General features: G+C 48.3%; 9 protein-coding genes. 3 read left to right on the plus strand and 6 right to left on the minus strand.

Going from position 1 to position 16,815, the window contains the following annotated elements:
* Positions 1-171 precede the first annotated feature (171 nt).
* A complete protein-coding gene (gene ppsA, locus FHW36_RS12405; protein ID WP_145668598.1) occupies positions 172-2,586 on the minus strand; it encodes a phosphoenolpyruvate synthase in 2,415 nt (804 codons plus the stop codon).
* A 209-nt stretch (positions 2,587-2,795) separates the two neighbouring features.
* Between ppsA and FHW36_RS12410 the strand changes: the two genes are divergently transcribed.
* Positions 2,796-3,299, plus strand: coding sequence for an Lrp/AsnC family transcriptional regulator (locus FHW36_RS12410; protein WP_145668603.1), 504 nt, complete (start codon positions 2,796-2,798; stop codon positions 3,297-3,299).
* Positions 3,300-3,319: 20 nt separating this feature from the next.
* Here FHW36_RS12410 and FHW36_RS12415 read toward each other — a convergent pair whose 3' ends face one another.
* Positions 3,320-5,335, minus strand: coding sequence for a beta-L-arabinofuranosidase domain-containing protein (locus FHW36_RS12415; RefSeq protein WP_145668605.1), 2,016 nt, complete (start codon positions 5,333-5,335; stop codon positions 3,320-3,322).
* A 162-nt stretch (positions 5,336-5,497) separates the two neighbouring features.
* On the opposite strand from FHW36_RS12415, the gene FHW36_RS12420 reads away from it, so the two are divergent.
* On the plus strand, positions 5,498-6,343 hold the full coding sequence (locus FHW36_RS12420; protein WP_145668608.1) for a protease complex subunit PrcB family protein: 846 nt from the start codon (positions 5,498-5,500) through the stop codon (positions 6,341-6,343).
* Positions 6,344-6,758: 415 nt separating this feature from the next.
* Here the strand turns inward: FHW36_RS12420 and FHW36_RS12425 are convergent, their stop codons facing one another.
* Positions 6,759-7,607, minus strand: a complete 849-nt coding sequence (locus tag FHW36_RS12425) for an NAD(P)-dependent oxidoreductase (RefSeq protein WP_145668610.1) — start codon at positions 7,605-7,607, stop codon at positions 6,759-6,761.
* A 114-nt stretch (positions 7,608-7,721) separates the two neighbouring features.
* On the opposite strand from FHW36_RS12425, the gene FHW36_RS12430 reads away from it, so the two are divergent.
* The gene (locus FHW36_RS12430; protein ID WP_145668612.1) at positions 7,722-10,235 is read left to right on the plus strand and encodes a DUF5686 and carboxypeptidase-like regulatory domain-containing protein; all 2,514 of its coding nucleotides are present in this window, start codon (positions 7,722-7,724) and stop codon (positions 10,233-10,235) included.
* 36 nt (positions 10,236-10,271) lie between these two features.
* Here FHW36_RS12430 and FHW36_RS12435 read toward each other — a convergent pair whose 3' ends face one another.
* From FHW36_RS12435 to FHW36_RS12445, 3 genes are read right to left on the minus strand one after another with little or no spacing between them, the layout of a single operon-like run.
* The gene (locus tag FHW36_RS12435; RefSeq protein WP_145668622.1) at positions 10,272-11,732 is read right to left on the minus strand and encodes an alpha-L-fucosidase; all 1,461 of its coding nucleotides are present in this window, start codon (positions 11,730-11,732) and stop codon (positions 10,272-10,274) included.
* Positions 11,722-13,305: a RagB/SusD family nutrient uptake outer membrane protein gene (locus FHW36_RS12440; RefSeq protein WP_145668631.1), complete on the minus strand. Its 1,584-nt coding sequence runs from the start codon at positions 13,303-13,305 to the stop codon at positions 11,722-11,724. The genes FHW36_RS12435 and FHW36_RS12440 overlap by 11 nt, the downstream gene beginning before the upstream one ends.
* Before the next feature lie 17 nt (positions 13,306-13,322).
* The gene (locus FHW36_RS12445) at positions 13,323-16,565 is read right to left on the minus strand and encodes a TonB-dependent receptor (RefSeq protein ID WP_186452409.1); all 3,243 of its coding nucleotides are present in this window, start codon (positions 16,563-16,565) and stop codon (positions 13,323-13,325) included.
* Positions 16,566-16,815 lie beyond the last annotated feature (250 nt).

Consider the following 16,815-nt stretch of genomic DNA (forward strand, 5'->3'; position numbering starts at 1 on the left):
TGCTGCTTATATACAGGCATTCATTCCTCTTTACTTTTGTGGTATAAAGCAAGGATTTTGTGATAGTAGGAACAGATGAAATGATAATCGTTGATAGGAAAAAGGACCGGTATATTGATACCGGTCCTCGTTAATTGGGCTGCATTGCATCAGCGCGATTGTTTTGGTGTATTATTTTTCCGCCTCGTGAATCGCCATCACTGTTTTTATGACTGCATCTGGCGTAACTGAAATACTATCAATTCCCTGTGATACCAGGAATTTGGTAAAATCCGGGAAATCGGAAGGCCCTTGTCCGCAGATACCTACTTTTACCTTCATGCGTTTGGCTACCTGTATCAGGTGAGTGATCATGCGTAGCACCGCCGGATTCCGCTCGTTATAAATATTGGCCACAAGGGAGGAATCCCTGTCGAGACCAAGTGTGAGCTGTGTCAGATCATTAGATCCTATCGAGAAGCCGTCTATGAGGGCGGCAAATTCTTCCGCCATCATAATATTGGAAGGCAATTCTGCCATCAGGTATACCTCAAGACCGTGTTCGCCACGGCGTAGTCCGAACGATTCCATGGTGGCCAGCACCGCCTGCAGTTCTTCTATAGTCCGGCAGAACGGAATCATTACCACTACATTTTTAAGCCCCATGGTTTGCCTTACTTTTTGAATGGCTTTGCATTCCAGTTCAAAAGCAGGCTTGTATTGGGGGGAATAATAGCGGGAGGCGCCTCTCCAGCCAATCATGGGATTTTCTTCTATCGGCTCGAAGTATTTACCCCCTAAGAGATTGAAATACTCGTTGCTTTTGAAGTCAGAGAAACGAACGATTACTTTTTCAGGATAAAAGGCGGCAGCAATTTTTCCAATGCCGTAAGCCAGTTTGCTCACGAAGAAGTCGGCTTCATTGTCGTATCCCTGCATCAGCTGTGCAATCTGTGCCGACAGTTCCGGGTCATTGAGCTCTTTGTGTTTGAGTAATGCCAACGGATGCACTTTGATGTAGTTGTTGATAATAAATTCTTCCCGGGCCAGTCCCACGCCTTTGTTGGGCAGGTTGGTAAAGGAGAAAGCCATGCCGGGAGAGCCTACGTTCAGCATCAGCGGTGTGCGTATAGCCGGGAGGGTAGACAGGTCCAGGTGATTTTCCCGGAAGGGGAGTATATCTTCATATACAATCCCATCGCTGCCCTCTGCACAGCTGACGGTGATTTCCTGGCCTGCATTGAGTCTTTCTGTGGCATCGCCGCAGCCAACGATGGCAGGTATGCCCATTTCACGGGCTACGATAGCAGCATGGCAGGTACGCCCGCCCTTGTTGGTAACGATAGCGGAAGCCATTTTCATGATGGGCTCCCAGTCGGGATCTGTCATGTCGGTGACCAGGATGTCGCCGGGTTTAAATTCACTGCCTGTGATTAAACGGTTGTCGAGGGAAAAGAGAATATTTACTTTGCCGGCGGCTATTTTATCGCCTACGGCGATGCCTTTCAGCAATACTTTAGGCATGGTACCATTGTGGTGAATGGCAAAAGAAGATACCTGGTTATGATCTTTCCGGGAGTGGATGGTTTCCGGACGGGCCTGTACAATATACAGCTCATTGGTAAGTCCATCTACCGCCCATTCTATATCCATAGGACACCAGCGTCCTTTCTTTTCAGAGTAGTAGTCTTCAATACAACACACCCATGTGGCGAGCTGCATGATTTGCTGATCATTCAGGCAGAAATGGTGTTGCTGTTTTTTCTCTACCGGGATAATCCGGGTACGTTGATCGCTGCTTTCGCCGTACACCATTTTCTTATCCTTCACGCCCATTTTTTTCTCAATAATGGGGGTGTATCCTTCCTGCATACAAGGTTTGAATACCATGAATTCATCGGGCGATACGGCGCCCTGCACCACCATTTCTCCCAGTCCCCAGGAGCCGTTGATCACCACTACATCTTTAAACCCGGATTCTGTATCGAGAGAAAAGGCTACTCCGGAGGCGCCCAGGTCGGCGCGTACCATTTTCTGTACGCATACTGATAAGCCTATGCTGAAATCGTCGTATCCGAAGTTGCGGCGATAGCTGATGGCACGGTCGGTGAACAGGGATGCAAAACAGTTTCTTACCGCATCGATCAGTGCTGCGGGGCCTCTTACGTTGAGGAAAGTTTCCTGTTGGCCTGCAAAAGATGCATCTGGGAGGTCTTCTGCGGTGGCAGAAGATCTTACGGCTACGTCGGTCTGATCTTGTCCGTATTGCTGCGACAGGGCGTAGTAAGCGGCAATAATTTCCTGGCTGAGTTCATGGGGAAACCGAGTACTGCTGATGGCTTGCCTGATTTTCTGCCCGGCCCGGCGGAGGGTAACGATGTCACTGAAATCAACAGAGGCTACCTGTTCGGCAATAAACTGTTCCAGCCCGCTTTGTTTCATGAATTCGTAGTAAGCGTTGGTGGTGATGGCAAACCCGGAAGGCACCGCTACGCCGGCTTTAGAGAGGTTAGCAATCATTTCGCCCAACGAGGCCGATTTGCCTCCTACCAGGGCAATAGCGTCCATGCCCACCGCTTCAAGCGGCAGTACAATACTTTCTCTCATGTAAAAATGAGTTTAGTGAATAAAAAATATGGAAGGATAACTTAAGTCTTCCGAACGTGGTTGTGTTTTTGTTACCAGCAAATTAGACCATGTAGCGGTGCTACGATAAGGATTCAGACAAAAGCGAAAAGAAAACTAAAAAGAATGCTTATAACAGACTTTTTTTCTGAATCAGTGGCCATATTCCTATTTTTGATAAAAATACGCCCATGACTTTCATACCTGACCAGATTGATATGTGTATAATGGACATATTGCAGGAAGACGCCAGGACAACCAATAAAGAGATTGCTTCCCGGTTAGGTAAGTCTGTTACTTCTATATTTGAAAGAGTAAAACGGCTGGAAGCAGAAGGCTATATCCTGCGGTATATTGCCGTACTGAATAAACATAAGCTGGGTAAGAACCTGGTGGCTTATACCAGCGTAACGCTGAAGGAGCATGGTCATGACCGCCTGTTGTCGTTCGAGCAAAAGATCAATTCTTTCCCCGAGGTGATGGAATGCTACAAGATGAACGGGCAGTTCGATTACCTGCTGAAAGTGCTGGTAGCAGATATGGAAGCCTATGAAGTGTTTAACCTCACGAAATTATCGCGGCTCGATAATATCTATAAGATCCGTAGCCTTTTTGTATTGTCAGAAACCAAGCATGAGGTGGAATTAAACCTGAAAACAAACTGGCAGGCGAAGCTGGTTCCTAAAAATAAATAAATTTAAAAAGTAAAGATTTCTCATCTCTCCACTACCGGGAACTGGGCAATGCGCAATTGCGTACAGCCATAAGGTATCAATGTAATTTCTTCTTCTGCTCCCATTTCCATACCATAGGTAATGCTATAGGGAAGGGGACCGGTCATGTCGTTATATAACTGCCACGACGGAATACGTTTGGCTTTGGTGGTAATAGAGACAGGAGCGTTGGCCTGGTTCCAGGGATAGTCGGCCAGTGTCCCGGTTTTAACTACCTTATAGTGCGCTGCCAGTTGATCAGCGGGCATGGCTATCAGGGCATAGTTCCAGGGGGTAGTGGGCCGTACTTCCTGGTAAGTATCGCCGTATTCCAGCGGATCCCTGGTGTTTTTAACCGTGTTTACCGCTTCTCCGATCTTCAGCGCATAGGTAACCGGGCCGCGTTCCACCGATACCGAATTTTCGAACCAGGAGGGTTGTTGTATGGTCATAGGCAGTTCCAGGGTTACCACATCTCCGGAGGTCCATTCCCGTGATATGGGTACTACCTGGTTGCCGGCTGCCTCCTGCCAGGTTTTCCCGTTGATGGTAATTGTTCCTTTTTTGCACCAGACAGGAATGCGCAGGTGAAGCGGGAAGCGTACTTTTTTACGGGTTTGTATGGTAAAGGTAACCGTTTCCTCAAAGGGATATTGTGTGGTTTCGGTAATGGTAATGGGTATACGTTGTGGCCCCACGCTTACGTTTACTTCGCTGGGAGCATAGATCATGGCGGCCACGCCGCTGTCGGCGCTGGCATACCAGAGATGTTGCACCAATTTAGGCCAGCCCTGGTGCATGTTGGACGTACAGCAGGGGTACCCTGATAAAAGGCCATAGCACACGTCGGTGCCACTATGGTTTACATCGAAATTACGGATATGGCGGGTGGCCATTACCTGGTTGGCCTGCTGGAAATATTGCCGCTGCATAAAGTCGCCCGTTACCTGGGCAGGTAATGCATTGAACGCAATTTTCTCCAGCTGGTCGGCATACCTTACTTCCCCGCTAACCTCCAGGATACTTTCCAGGGTAAACATCATTTCCACAGCCGTGCATAGCTCTGATCCCTGGGTGGGATTATTGCCGTGCAGGGCTTCATCTCCGCCATAGAGGCCGTGGGCCATGCCATTGAAGCGTTGGAGGTCGTCGAAACCTTTGCGGATAGCTTCCCGGTATTGGTTGTCGGGGTGTTGCTGGTAGTAGATCAAGGGCTCTTTCATGCCCTGGGCCAGGTTTACTCCGTGTATGCTACCGGTGGTAGATAAGAGATTGGTATGTAAGAATGCTTGCGTGTAGTCGAATGTTTGTTTATGAATTAGTTCCGCCAGGTCGAGCAGGAAGGCCTCCCCGGTGATATTGTATAACCAGTACACCACCATCAGGTTGTCGCCGGCGCGATAGCGCGCCCAGAACGTCCAGTGGTCAAGTGGGTGCTGTGGTAGTTCTTTGAGCTGGTAACGGAAATAACGGGTTAGCAGGGTGATGATGCGGGGATCGGCGGTAGCCTGGTAGTATTGTTTCAGCACTTTCAGCATCACCATTTTAGGCCACCAGTCGCGGCTATTATCCCGTTGTATGCCGGGTTCATAGGGATAGTCTTTCGCCGGGCCAAAATAGCCGTCGGCCTGTTGACTTTGGATAGACCATTCCACCCAGGGTTTTACTTTGGCAATAAGCGCCGTATCGTGCAGAATATAGGCCAATGGCAGTAATCCATCGAGCCAGTAAGGGCCTCGTTCCCATTGATCGCCATCGCCCCCCAGCCAGCCATTGCGCTGGTTCATCACCAGGGGATACAGTTTATCCAGCTGCCCGGTGGCGCCATTTTTTTGCTGTATCAGCATATGCCGTAACCATCCTTTGGGAGCAATCGCCCCAATGGGCAATTCGGTAAAAGGTTTCTGGTATAAAGGGGCCCGGTTAAAAATGTAATTCGTGGCCTGTTGGCTGCTTACGGGATTACCCCATAAAAGACCAAGCCATAACGTGGAAAAAATAGCAATACGTTTCTTCATGCTTGCTGTTCAGCGCTGATTAGACAGGCAAGTTAGGAGTAAAAACAGCCGGTAGTTAGCCGGATCTGCTCATTGTTTCGCTAAAATGTATCAGGAAAGTGCCGGGATTGAAAGTTGAATAGCCACAAATTCCTACTTTTGCATAACGAAAAACACCTATTTATGAAGCTATATATGGCAGTAGCAATTCCGGCATTTTTGCTGACAATACACCCTGATGCGCTTTTCAGTAAAGACAAAGCGGTGGTAGAAGCAGTAGCCCCTAAACCCCAGTCACGTATTTCCTTTGGCAGTGGTATCGATCTTATTGTAAAAGGACTGGGATTAAACATCGATAATATCCGCTTTATCAAGGAGCCCAAGGCCACCGATTACTTCGCGAAGGCGAATAACAAAGCGTCTTATGCATCATCGCTGATTATTGCGGCCAACAATGGTATAGAGTCGGGCCGCTCGCTGAATCCCGAGTCGCCGGCTACCCGCGAACAATTTGCCCTGGCCCTGTTTGAAGCGATAAAGTCTACCGGCCCATACCCGGAAACCATGAACTGGGTGATCATCAAAGATGAAAAATCTTTTACCGATGGCGGGTTGTCGGCCGTACAATCGCTCAGCAAGTACAAAGTGGTAACGCTGGAAAATGGCAGCTTCCGGCCCAAAGCTTATATCACCAAAGCAGAAGCAGGTAAGATGGTGAAAGCCGCCGCTGATTTTGTAAAGTCACACCACGGCGTCGCTGAAAATGATAATGCCGGTAAAGAAGTAGTTACCTACACCACCAAACCGGTAAATGAAAAAGTGAAAAGTGTGGTGCTTTCAGCTGGAGAAAAACCTACCGGTGGTTATGACCTGTTGGTGAACAGTATCGTGTTTTCCGGAACTGACGCTATTATTCACTATAAGTTGATGCCACCGCCTCCTGGCAGTATGAATATCCAGGTGATTACTACACCCAAGGCTACTACTTATATTCCATCTACCTATAATGTAGTATTACAGGAAGATTAAAGTGTGACGTATAGTCGTGCTAGTTATATGATCTGAAGTCAGCATGAAGTGTCTCCACTTCATGCTGACAACCCTACCACTGCGCTAAGATTACTTCCCCATATATTTTGTATTTCCAGGCTTTAAGGACATTGTCTGGAATAACAGTTCAAAAAAAGAAAAGAAAGGTTCAGTGATAGATAGTGCTTTGGAAAGCTACCTGATTGGGATTGCTTATGATTCCTTAAGGGGGCTCTTGCATGAAAGAGGGAAGAAAGATGTTTTAGGTAAAGTAATCTTTCCATTGGTTGATCCTTCCCCTATAACAAGAACGCGAAAAAGTAAAGTGAATAAAAATAACTGAGCACTGTATAACAATAAAAAGGAAGCGCCTCCGGTATTTACAACACCGGAGGCGCTTCCTTTTTTATCTTTTCTAAATACTGTTCTTTCCAATTACTGTCCAATCATCCTGCCCATGGCCTTTGGCAATCCATTGGTCCATTTCTTTGGCAATGGCCGGCAGTATGGCGAGGGGAACGTCCGCTTTGGCAGCGGCGTCAATAAACAGCTGGGTATCTTTCCGCGCCATATTCAGCTCCCAGGAAGGGCTGTCGTAGGAACCGGAAGCCATACGTTTTATCCGGGCAGCCAGGCCGTTGCCGGGATTCCATTCGCCGAAGAGGCCAGTCACATCACTAATAGGAATGTTCAGCGCTTTGGCGAGCGACAGCGTATCTGCCAGGCCGGCGGTTAGGCTGACAAGGAAACTGTTGCCGATCAGTTTCATACCCGCTGCCTTTCCTGCTGTATCGCCAAAATTGATTACTTGTCCTGTCATTTCTGCGAGTACAGGCGTATAGGTGGCAATCACTTCCTGATCGCCGGAAACGAGCATGTACCCGGTACTTTCCAGGGCATTCTGCGGACCCATGAATACCGGTGCATGGAGATAGGTAAAGCCACGGGCTTTCCAATCTTTTGTTCTCTGCACGGCCCCATCAGCAGAGGTGGTAGTATGATCTATGATCACGGCGCCGGGTTGAAGCCCCGGAGCGGCCGCCGCCAGTACCTCATCTACCGTATGATCATCTTTTAATGTAATATGTACGCGGCTGGCGCCTTTAACAGCAGCCGTTACATCGGCAAATGCTTTGGCGCCATAAGCCTCCAGTGCAGTGGCTTTGGAGGTGGTACGATTCCATACCTGCACACTGTTCCCCTTATTAATCAACGCCCTTACGAAATTTGACCCAAGAAGGCCCATGCCTAAGAATGCTATCATAACCTTTTTTCTTTCGAAGATAGGAAAAAGTTAAAAGGTATGGGGGGGAAGTGACATCTTACACGTCATATAAACGATTGTGTTGTTTCTTTTTTAAGGAAATTATTGGACTTGATGCCGTTTACCTACAACTGTACCCGAAAGGGCGTAATGTGCCTGTTATTGTGGTTGATTTCGGGGGCAGTATATGGACAAACTGCGCCCGGGATCACCGGAAAAGTGGTGAATCAATTTACGCAGGAACCACTGCCCTTCGCCACTGTTTACTGGAAAGCTGCCGGCTTTGGTTGTATGACAGACAATGCCGGCATATTTAAGCTGAAACCAAGTAGCCGCCCGGCAGATACGCTGGTGGTGCGCTATGTAGGATATGCCGTTAAATACCTGACTATGCAGCATCCGTACAACAATACGGAGCTGGTCCTGCAGTTGGAAGCTAACATGAACAAAGGCGTGGAAGTAAAAGCAAAGCTGGACCGCGGCCTGGTTTGGTGGCGACAAATAGTGGCGCATAAAGCCGAAAATAGCCCCCGGCACTATAGTAACTACTACGCCGAATTATATAATAAACTGGAACTCGACCTGGCCAACTTCAACAGGAAACGACTGGCCAATAATAAATTGCTACAACCCTTTGCATTTGTACTGGATCGTGTGGATAGCACTTCCGAGCAAAAGCCTTTCCTTCCGGTATTTCTCACCGAATCGGTATCGGATTATTATGCGGCCGGCACACCTCCCCGGATTCGGGAAGAAATCAAAGCATTACATACCAGCGGTATTAAAAATGAATCAGTGATGGAATACCTCGGTGGTATCAACCAGAAAATTAATACCTACAACAACTACATGCTGATATTTAAACGGGAATTTATCAGCCCGGTCAGCGAAAACGGCGACCGCTACTATCACTATAAAGGATTGGATACCATACAACTGAATGGACAGTCTTATTTTCATCTTGCCTTTACGCCGAAGCGGGAAGGAGAAAACCTTTTCTCAGGTGATTGCTGGGTCAACAGCCATAGCTGGGCATTACTGAAAATCAGCTTGTCGGTGTCGGGTACTGTGGATATCAACTTTGTAAAACGACTCGACATCATCCAGGAGTTCGCTCAACTGAATGAAAAAGATTGGGTAGTGACGAAAGATAAATTTGTCGTGGAACTGGCGCCGCTGGGCAGGGAAAAAACTACGTTCATTGGCCGGAAAACCACGCAGTATCAACAAATCAGGGTAAATGCGCCCGATATTGCCAGTAAGGTAATGGCCAATAAAAAAGCGGAGGAAGTGTTGATTGCCGACACGGCACTAACGGCAGGTAAGGAATATATGAGCCAACACCGCCCCGAAGCCCTGACCAAAAATGAACTGCATGCCATCACATTGGTGGATACACTAAAATCGATGCCTGCCTTTACCCGTTTAAGCAATACTTTTACTTTCCTGGTAGACGGACATATCAAGCTGGGGAAAGTAGAAATAGGCCCCTGGTATAAATGGATCAGCCGTAACCGCATTGAAGGTATGCGGTTACGTTTCGACCTCGGCACCACGCCCGAATTTAGCCGTAACCTGCGCCTGTTCGGCTATCTGGCCTACGGTAGTAAAGACAAAGCCCTGAAAGGCAAAATGGCGGTAGCATACGAAATGCCTAAAACAGGATGGAGCTTTGCCTCCTGGTATAAAGACGATCTCGATAATAATCAACGCGGATTTAACGGGGAAGAAGTGTCCCTGGATAATATATTTGGCGCCCTCGTACGGCGGCATGGCATTCCACAAAAGTTTATACGCCAGCGGGAATTTAAACTGCTGGCCATGAAAAAAATTGCCGGCACTTTTTCCATACAGGGAGCGGTGTCACATAGTGCCTACACCACTTTTGATCCACTGCCGTCCCATAAAATGTTCCTGCGCCAGGGAGAAGAAAGAAATAATTTGGTGAATATGGAGATGGAACTCAATCTCCGTTATGCACCGGGAGAAAAGGAAATTCACACCTTCCGGAAGATACGCAGGATACGCGGACAACAACCCGTGCTGGAACTGAATTATGCGCTGGCGCCTTCCGGCATTCTCGACAGCCGGTATAGCTACCAGAAGGTGAATGTAAGCCTGATGCAACAGGTACAATTGCCTAACTGGGGACAGTTGAGCTATATGGTGTATGGCGGAAAAATTTTCGGCGACCGGCTGCCTTTTATGTTATTGCGGATGCACCCCGGCAATGAGACGTACTATTACAATAAGCAGTCGTTTAGCCTGATGAACAAGTACGAATTTTTCAGCGATCAATATGCAGGGATTAATATCGAACATCATTTCGACCGCAAATTGTTAAACCTGTTGCCTTTTATGCGGAGAACCGGTGTGCGTCAGTTCTGGAATGTGAAGACGGTAGTAGGCAGTATGTCGGCCAGCAACCGGAGCTTTAATCACATTGAGTTTTCTGACTATGGTATGCGCTCTCTCAAAGGAAATGTATATACAGAAGTAGGTACGGGGATAGATAATATCTTTAAATTTTTCCGTGTTGATGCCGTGTGGCGATTATATCCGAATAGTAAAAATGTATCGCATACCGGCAATTTTGGATTGTTTGGCAGTTTGCGACTACAGTTTTAAACCGGGAGCGATAGCTCCCGGCTGTTGTAAATGGTATCAGGTTTTTGCTTTTTCAAAGCTGCTGTTATCCCGGTTCTCCTTGCTGGTTTGCAAAAGGATTACAAAGGGAGCATCCTGGCTTTTATGATCCAGGTGAATAAAGTACTCGTTTTTACCAATCAGTTCCGGTGTTCCGCTGATGATGTTTTTTTCCAGGGAAGTCACATTTGCCAACGTGGTTTGCGCAGGAAGCTTTACCCGCAGGTTGCCAGACACGGGTACATTACAAACCACCATGTACACGCTGTCGGTGCCGGATTTGCGGATGTAATATCCCCAGTCCTGTTTTGCGAAGCCGGCATCTGTACCGCCATCAATGGCGCTGCTATTTATTTTCATCCAGTGGCCTATTTCCTGCATGCGTTGCACTTCTTCTGTACGGAAGGTGCCATCGCTTTTAGGTCCGAAGTTGATCACGAAATTACCGCCCAGCGAAGCAGATTTCACCAGCATTTCAATGAGTTCGTTGGATGATTTAATATGTCCCGTCCACTTTGCGTTGTAGCCCCATTGGTTTTCCGGAATGGTCATTACGCCTTCCCAGTCGTTGCCATGTACATCGGCTGATTTTTCCGGTAGCTTGCGTTCCCAGCCCTGTTCGTAGTCGCCCATCAGGCGGCTGTTGGAGTCGAAGTGACGGGCGCCTTTTTCATCGGCACGTAAACGGCTGCCGATAATGAGGCCGGGATGCAGCCGCTGCAGGTATTGCTCCAGTTCATCGGAGAAGGCGCCATCATTTTTCCAGGAATCGTCCCAGGTACCGTCGAACCAGAAACCTTTTACGGTAGGGTATCGCTGTAATAATTCAGTCAACTGGTTTTTTACAAATACTTTGAACCGTTGATAGGCAGCAGCATCTGCCGGTGTTTTTAAGGCAGCGCGCCAGTCGGGCTGGTTCCAGTCGATGATGGAAAAGTACAGGTATACATCAATCCCTTTTTTATTGTAGGCATCTACCATGGGACCAATAATATCTTTTTTCCAGGGAGAGGCAGCCACGGTATATTTGCTGTATTTACTGGGCCACAGGCAAAATCCATCGTGGTGCTTGGTGGTGATGATCATGTATTTGGCGCCCATATCGCTGGCTTGTTGCGCCCATTCTTCCGGCCTGTAGTTTACCGGGTTAAATTGCTTGTACAGGTTATCATACTCCTGTTGTGGCATTTCTTTCCAGGAGCGTATCCATTCGGCGGCGCCGTTATAGGTTTTCCCCTTCCATTCGCCACCGGGAATGGCGTATAGTCCCCAGTGAATGAATTGCCCCAGGCGCTGTGAGCGCCAGCGGGTCATGTCGGCGTCTGTTCTGTTGCCAATGCGGTGGGCGCCATGTTCCAGGGGGAGGGTGTCTTTTATGCTTTGATTCGTTTGTGCGTGGCCGTACTGTTGTAATAGCAATAGGGCACTGGCGGCTATAACACGCAATATTTTGTGCATCAGGATCAGTTTATTTACCATAGCCATCATTTTGTGTAAGCACGGCATCTTTATTCACATCAATTTCCGATTGCGGGATAGGCAGGTGTATGTTGAAATCGCTGATGGTAGGCGCTACTTTCGGATTGTATTTGCGTACCCTGGCCACCAGCGTATTGGTTCTGATGAGGGTGAGGCGGCGCAGCTCTTCTGCGGTGAGCTCCCGGGCTCTTTCATCGAGGATATAGTCCAGCGTTACATCGCCGGGTTGTACCGGTGCAGCGTGGGCGCGGTTGCGGATCACGTTGATACTGGCGGCAGCATCAGCATTGCGTCCCTGTTTGAACTGTGCTTCTGCCAGCAGCAGGTAAGTTTCCCCGAGACGCATTTGTATCCTGTCTTTGTACGATTGTGCGCCCTGTATTTCCTGTGGCTGAAACTCATACCATTTGGTGGTATGGGCGTAGATATTCTGGATCGTATCGAAGCCGGTAACATTCACTGGTTGGCCGTACTTAGGAGAGGCCGGATCGTTGTAATAGTACTGGCGGCGGATATTGAAGCGGGAGTTGCGCATATCGTCGTTATCATACAGGTTATACGTCCACCAGTTGGTAGGGCGTATTCTGCCAATGCCACGTCCGCCGAGGGAATCGCATACTTTCATGCCGGCCACGTTTACATAAAACGGTCCCCACTCGCGGCGGCGCTGGTCAAACGCAGAGGCGCCCCCGGTAATGTTGTATTGTTGCTCTATGACCCAGATGGCTTCGGTGTTGCCCTGGTTGCGGCGCATATTACCGTAGGTAAACATATCAGCAAAAGGATCGCCGGGCTGGGATGCTTTTACGCCGTAGCGGGCATTGATGAGACTAAAGAAGTTGCTGTTGATAATCCTTTTGGCGGCCGCTTCCGCATCGGCGGGCTTGTTGGCGCGCAGCAGCGCTTCGGTCAACAGCTGTGCCGCCGCAAATTTATTGATACGTCCCTGTCTTTTTACACTGGCCGGATCTGGCAGGTGTGCTTCAGCAAAGGTGAGGTCATCGATGATCTGTTGTATCACCGCTGCTTCGGTGGCCCTTGTAAAGTCGGTGCGCGGCGCAGTTACCGGCGTGGTGATCAATGGTACGCCACCAAACAGGATAGAGAGATGGTTATAGGCGTATGCACGAAAGAAACAGGCTTCCGCTTTGTATAAGTCGCGCTGGGCCTGTGTGAGCGTAGCCTTCGCGTTGGCCGAGGCGGTAATGATCACATTGGCGGTATTGATTAATTTATAACCATAGTTCCAGATGCTGCTCAGCGAACCAGTTTGAGAATTGAGGTTCTGATAGTTTTCGTACGGCGCCTGTATGGTATTCGGCTGACCGGTAATCGCCATATCCGTACCCACGGAAAAGGTAGCCAGTAGGCCCTGTGTATCTCCGTAATCATTACGCATTACGCTCAGCATCCCGGTGCTGGCGGCTTCGAAGCCTAATTCATCTACCAGCGTATTATCCGGCGCATAGGCTGATTTAAGGTCTTCGTCAAGAAAATGTTTACTACAGGAGGAAACAGACAGTGTCAATACCCCCGCTACTAAGATCCTGCATATATATAAGCAATTTTTCATGGTCATCTCTTTTTAAATTATAAACTGATATTAACACCCAATATCAACGACATATTCAGCGGATAAAAATCGGAGCTCTGCTGGCCCGCACCCTGCCCGTTACTTAAGCGGGTACTGGAAGAAGTAATAGAGGATGGCGATGTTTCCGGATCGTATCCCTGCCATTTGGTGATAGTAGCCAGGTTGCGGCCGCTGACATATACCTGCAGGTTGGAAATGTTGTAACGCTGCAAGGCCTGTTTGTTGAAGTTGTAGCTGAGCGTTACATCCTTCACGCGGATAAAGGAAGCATCCTGGGCATATTTATATCCTTTTGGATTGGTGTAAAACAAGGCCGGGTTGGTATTGATCTTGTTTTCGGTAGTCCAGTAAGGAATGGAAGCCGGCAGGTTGATAATGCCTGCCTGGTCGCGATTATCGAGGATGTTGTTGGCCCGCAGCGATCCGTGTACATCCTGCAGGAAGATGTTCAGTGAAAAGTTTTTGTAGGTAAAGGTATTCGTCAAACCCGCAATATATTTCGGTAATTGTGTACCGAGATAGGAACGGTCGGCGGCATCTATTTTACCACTGTTGTCCAGGTCTTTAAATTTGATATAACCTGCTTTGGCGCCGGGATCAATCTTGCTGTCTTCACCTTCCTGCCAGATGCCTACCATGGTATAGTCGTAAATGCCCAACAGTGGCTTGCCTATGAACAGGTTGTTGCCGATATCATCTTTATTGTCGCCATACAGTGATACTACTTTATTCCGGTTGAAGGAGATGTTGAAAGCCGTTTGCCAGGTGAAGTTATCGGATTGTATGTTGCGGGTGTTCAATAATATTTCCAACCCTTTATTGGCCGTTTCACCGATGTTGTCGTATACGGAAGTATAACCATTGGCAGCCGGTATTTTCCTGCTCAGCAACAGGTCGTAAGTGCGGGTGCTATAGGTTTCAATGCTACCACTGAGGCGGTTATTCCACAAAGCAAAGTCGATACCCAGGTTCAAACCGGAAGTCGTTTCCCATTTGAGTTTGTTGTTGCCCAATATATCTGGCACTACACCTACAGCCGTAACGCCATCAAATACATAGTTGGTGGTGGCGAGGCGCGACAGCGTGCGGTAGCTGCCTACCGCCTGGTTACCGGAGGTACCATAAGAGGCACGTAGTTTCAACTGGGAAATCAATGGGAGTTGCGCCATAAATTTCTCATTATGAATATTCCAGCCTACTGCCACGGAAGGGAATACGCCGTATTTATTATCCGGGCCGAAGCCGGAGTAGCCATCACGACGGATAGTAGCGGTGAGCAGGTAGCGGCTATCGTAGTTATAGTTGATCCTGAACATCTGCGACAGGAGCATGCTACCGGTGTAGGAAGTGGTAGTTTTCTGTACCTGTGCCGCTTTCATATTATAGAAGTCGAGGTTATCGTTTACAAAGGAATTGGCATCCAGCTGGGAAGTAAAGTTTTCGTCTTTCTGCGCACTGTACAAGGCGGTGAGGTCGAGGTGATGCTTTTTCCACTGGGTAGTATAGGTGAGGAGATTTTCTACGATCCATTGCTTACCTTCTCCGTTAATCACCTGGGCAGTACCTTGCATATCGCCCATTTTGCGGCCGGTGTAGTCGCCGCTGCGATTAGGACGGAAAGAATAGGAGGCGTTGACCCGGTATTTCAGTCCTTTTACGAAGTCAGGTGCTATTTCCGCATATCCGCTGGCCGTCATGTTTTTACTGCGGCTGATAGCCGGATCGTACAGGTTGATCAGTGGACTGGTATACAGTGTTTGCGGCGCAATCGGGTATACTTCGTAGTCGCCGGCTGCGTTGTAAAGCGTACCGTAAGGACTGAGGGCATTGGCGCTAAAGAGGGATACTTCACCGCCATCGTTGTTGTTATTAACGAGGAACATGTTCACACCGGTTCTCAGCCAGGACGTTACTTTCGCGTCTACATTGGCGCGGATGCTGGAGCGGTTATACTGGTAGCCTTTCAGGGTACCATCTTCTTTCAGGTAGGTACCGGAGAGATAATATTTCACGTTGTCGCTACCGCCTGAAATACTCAGCTCGTGGCTATGGATATAGCCCTGTTGCGCAATTTCTTTGAGCCAGTTTACTTCTTTGGCGCCGTTGGCAAAATTATTTTGTTCAGACAGGTAAGGCAAGTCCGGTGCATCGGGGCGGCCTGCCTGGATATTATACCAGTGGTTTTTGGTGCGGTATTGTTCGCCGTTCATTTGTTTCACTACGTTGGACTGGTATTCCGGTCCAGCGTAGCCATTATAGCTGATCTGTGGTTTACCGGTTTTACCTTGCTTGGTGGTGATCATGATCACGCCATTGGCGCCTCTGGCGCCGTAAATAGCGGAGGCAGAAACATCTTTCAGGAGGTCGATAGATGCGATATCGTTGGGGTTGATATCGTTATAGCTGCCGCTGAAAGGGATACCATCCAATACGATGAGAGGCTCGTTGCTGGCGTTAACGGATTTAAGACCGCGCAAATAGAAGGCGGGAGAACTTCCCGGCTTGCTGCTGTTGCTGATGATATTTACCCCGGGCGTAGTGCCTTGAATCGATTGCAAAACGTTTGTAACGGGAAGATTTTGCAGTCTTTCTTTCGGTACAGAAGATACAGCACCGGTTACATCGCTTCTTTTCTGCGTACCATAACCTACTACTACCACTTCTGTTTGTTGCTCTACCGAAGCTTTCAGTGTTACGTTGAACGTGCCGCTGCCGGCAACGGCAACTTCCTGGGGCGTCATTCCTACAAAAGAGAAGATCAATATCTGCGGGCCTTCCGCGCTGATGCGCAGGGTATAGGAGCCATCATTGTCAGTACTCACACCCTGGGAGGTGTTTTTAACCCTTACTGAAACGCCGGGCAAAGGGTGGCCGGTTTCATCGGTTACTTTTCCCCGTACTTCGATAGGAGGGGCGGCAAGGCTGCTATTGCTGTTATACGTAGTTGGCGCGGGAGAGATGAAGACAGACCTGTTTTCAATCACATATTTCAGTGGCTGATTTTTCAGCACGAGATCGAGGAAAGTTTGTATAGATACATTTTCCACTTTCAGGGTAACGGGACGTGCTTTTTCCAGTACGTCGCGGCTGGCTACAACGGTATAACCGGATTGCCTGCGGATAACGGAAAAGAGTTTTTCTACCGGCACATTGTGCCCCGACCAGGTGATCAGTTGCGCATACCCTGTGGCACTCACTTGCAGTAAAGCGGTAGTTAATAATAAGAAAGTCAGTTTCATAACTAACAGCATTTTGGTTGAAAACCGGCTCCTGTTGCGTATTTTTCCTAACATAGGCGCATGGGAATGCCGGTTACAAAGAGCAATTTTTTGCATAGCTTTGCATTGATTTGGCTTGTAAATAGATGGTTGTCTGGAATACTCAACTGTTTTGCATAGCTGTAATCTTTCTTAGCCGGAGGTGGGTCGAAACACTTCCGGTTTTTTTATTACAGGTGGCCTTCTTGTTGATGATTGAATTGTTTAGTTC

It is taken from the genome of Chitinophaga polysaccharea (assembly GCF_007829335.1).
Classification (GTDB): domain Bacteria; phylum Bacteroidota; class Bacteroidia; order Chitinophagales; family Chitinophagaceae; genus Chitinophaga; species Chitinophaga polysaccharea_B.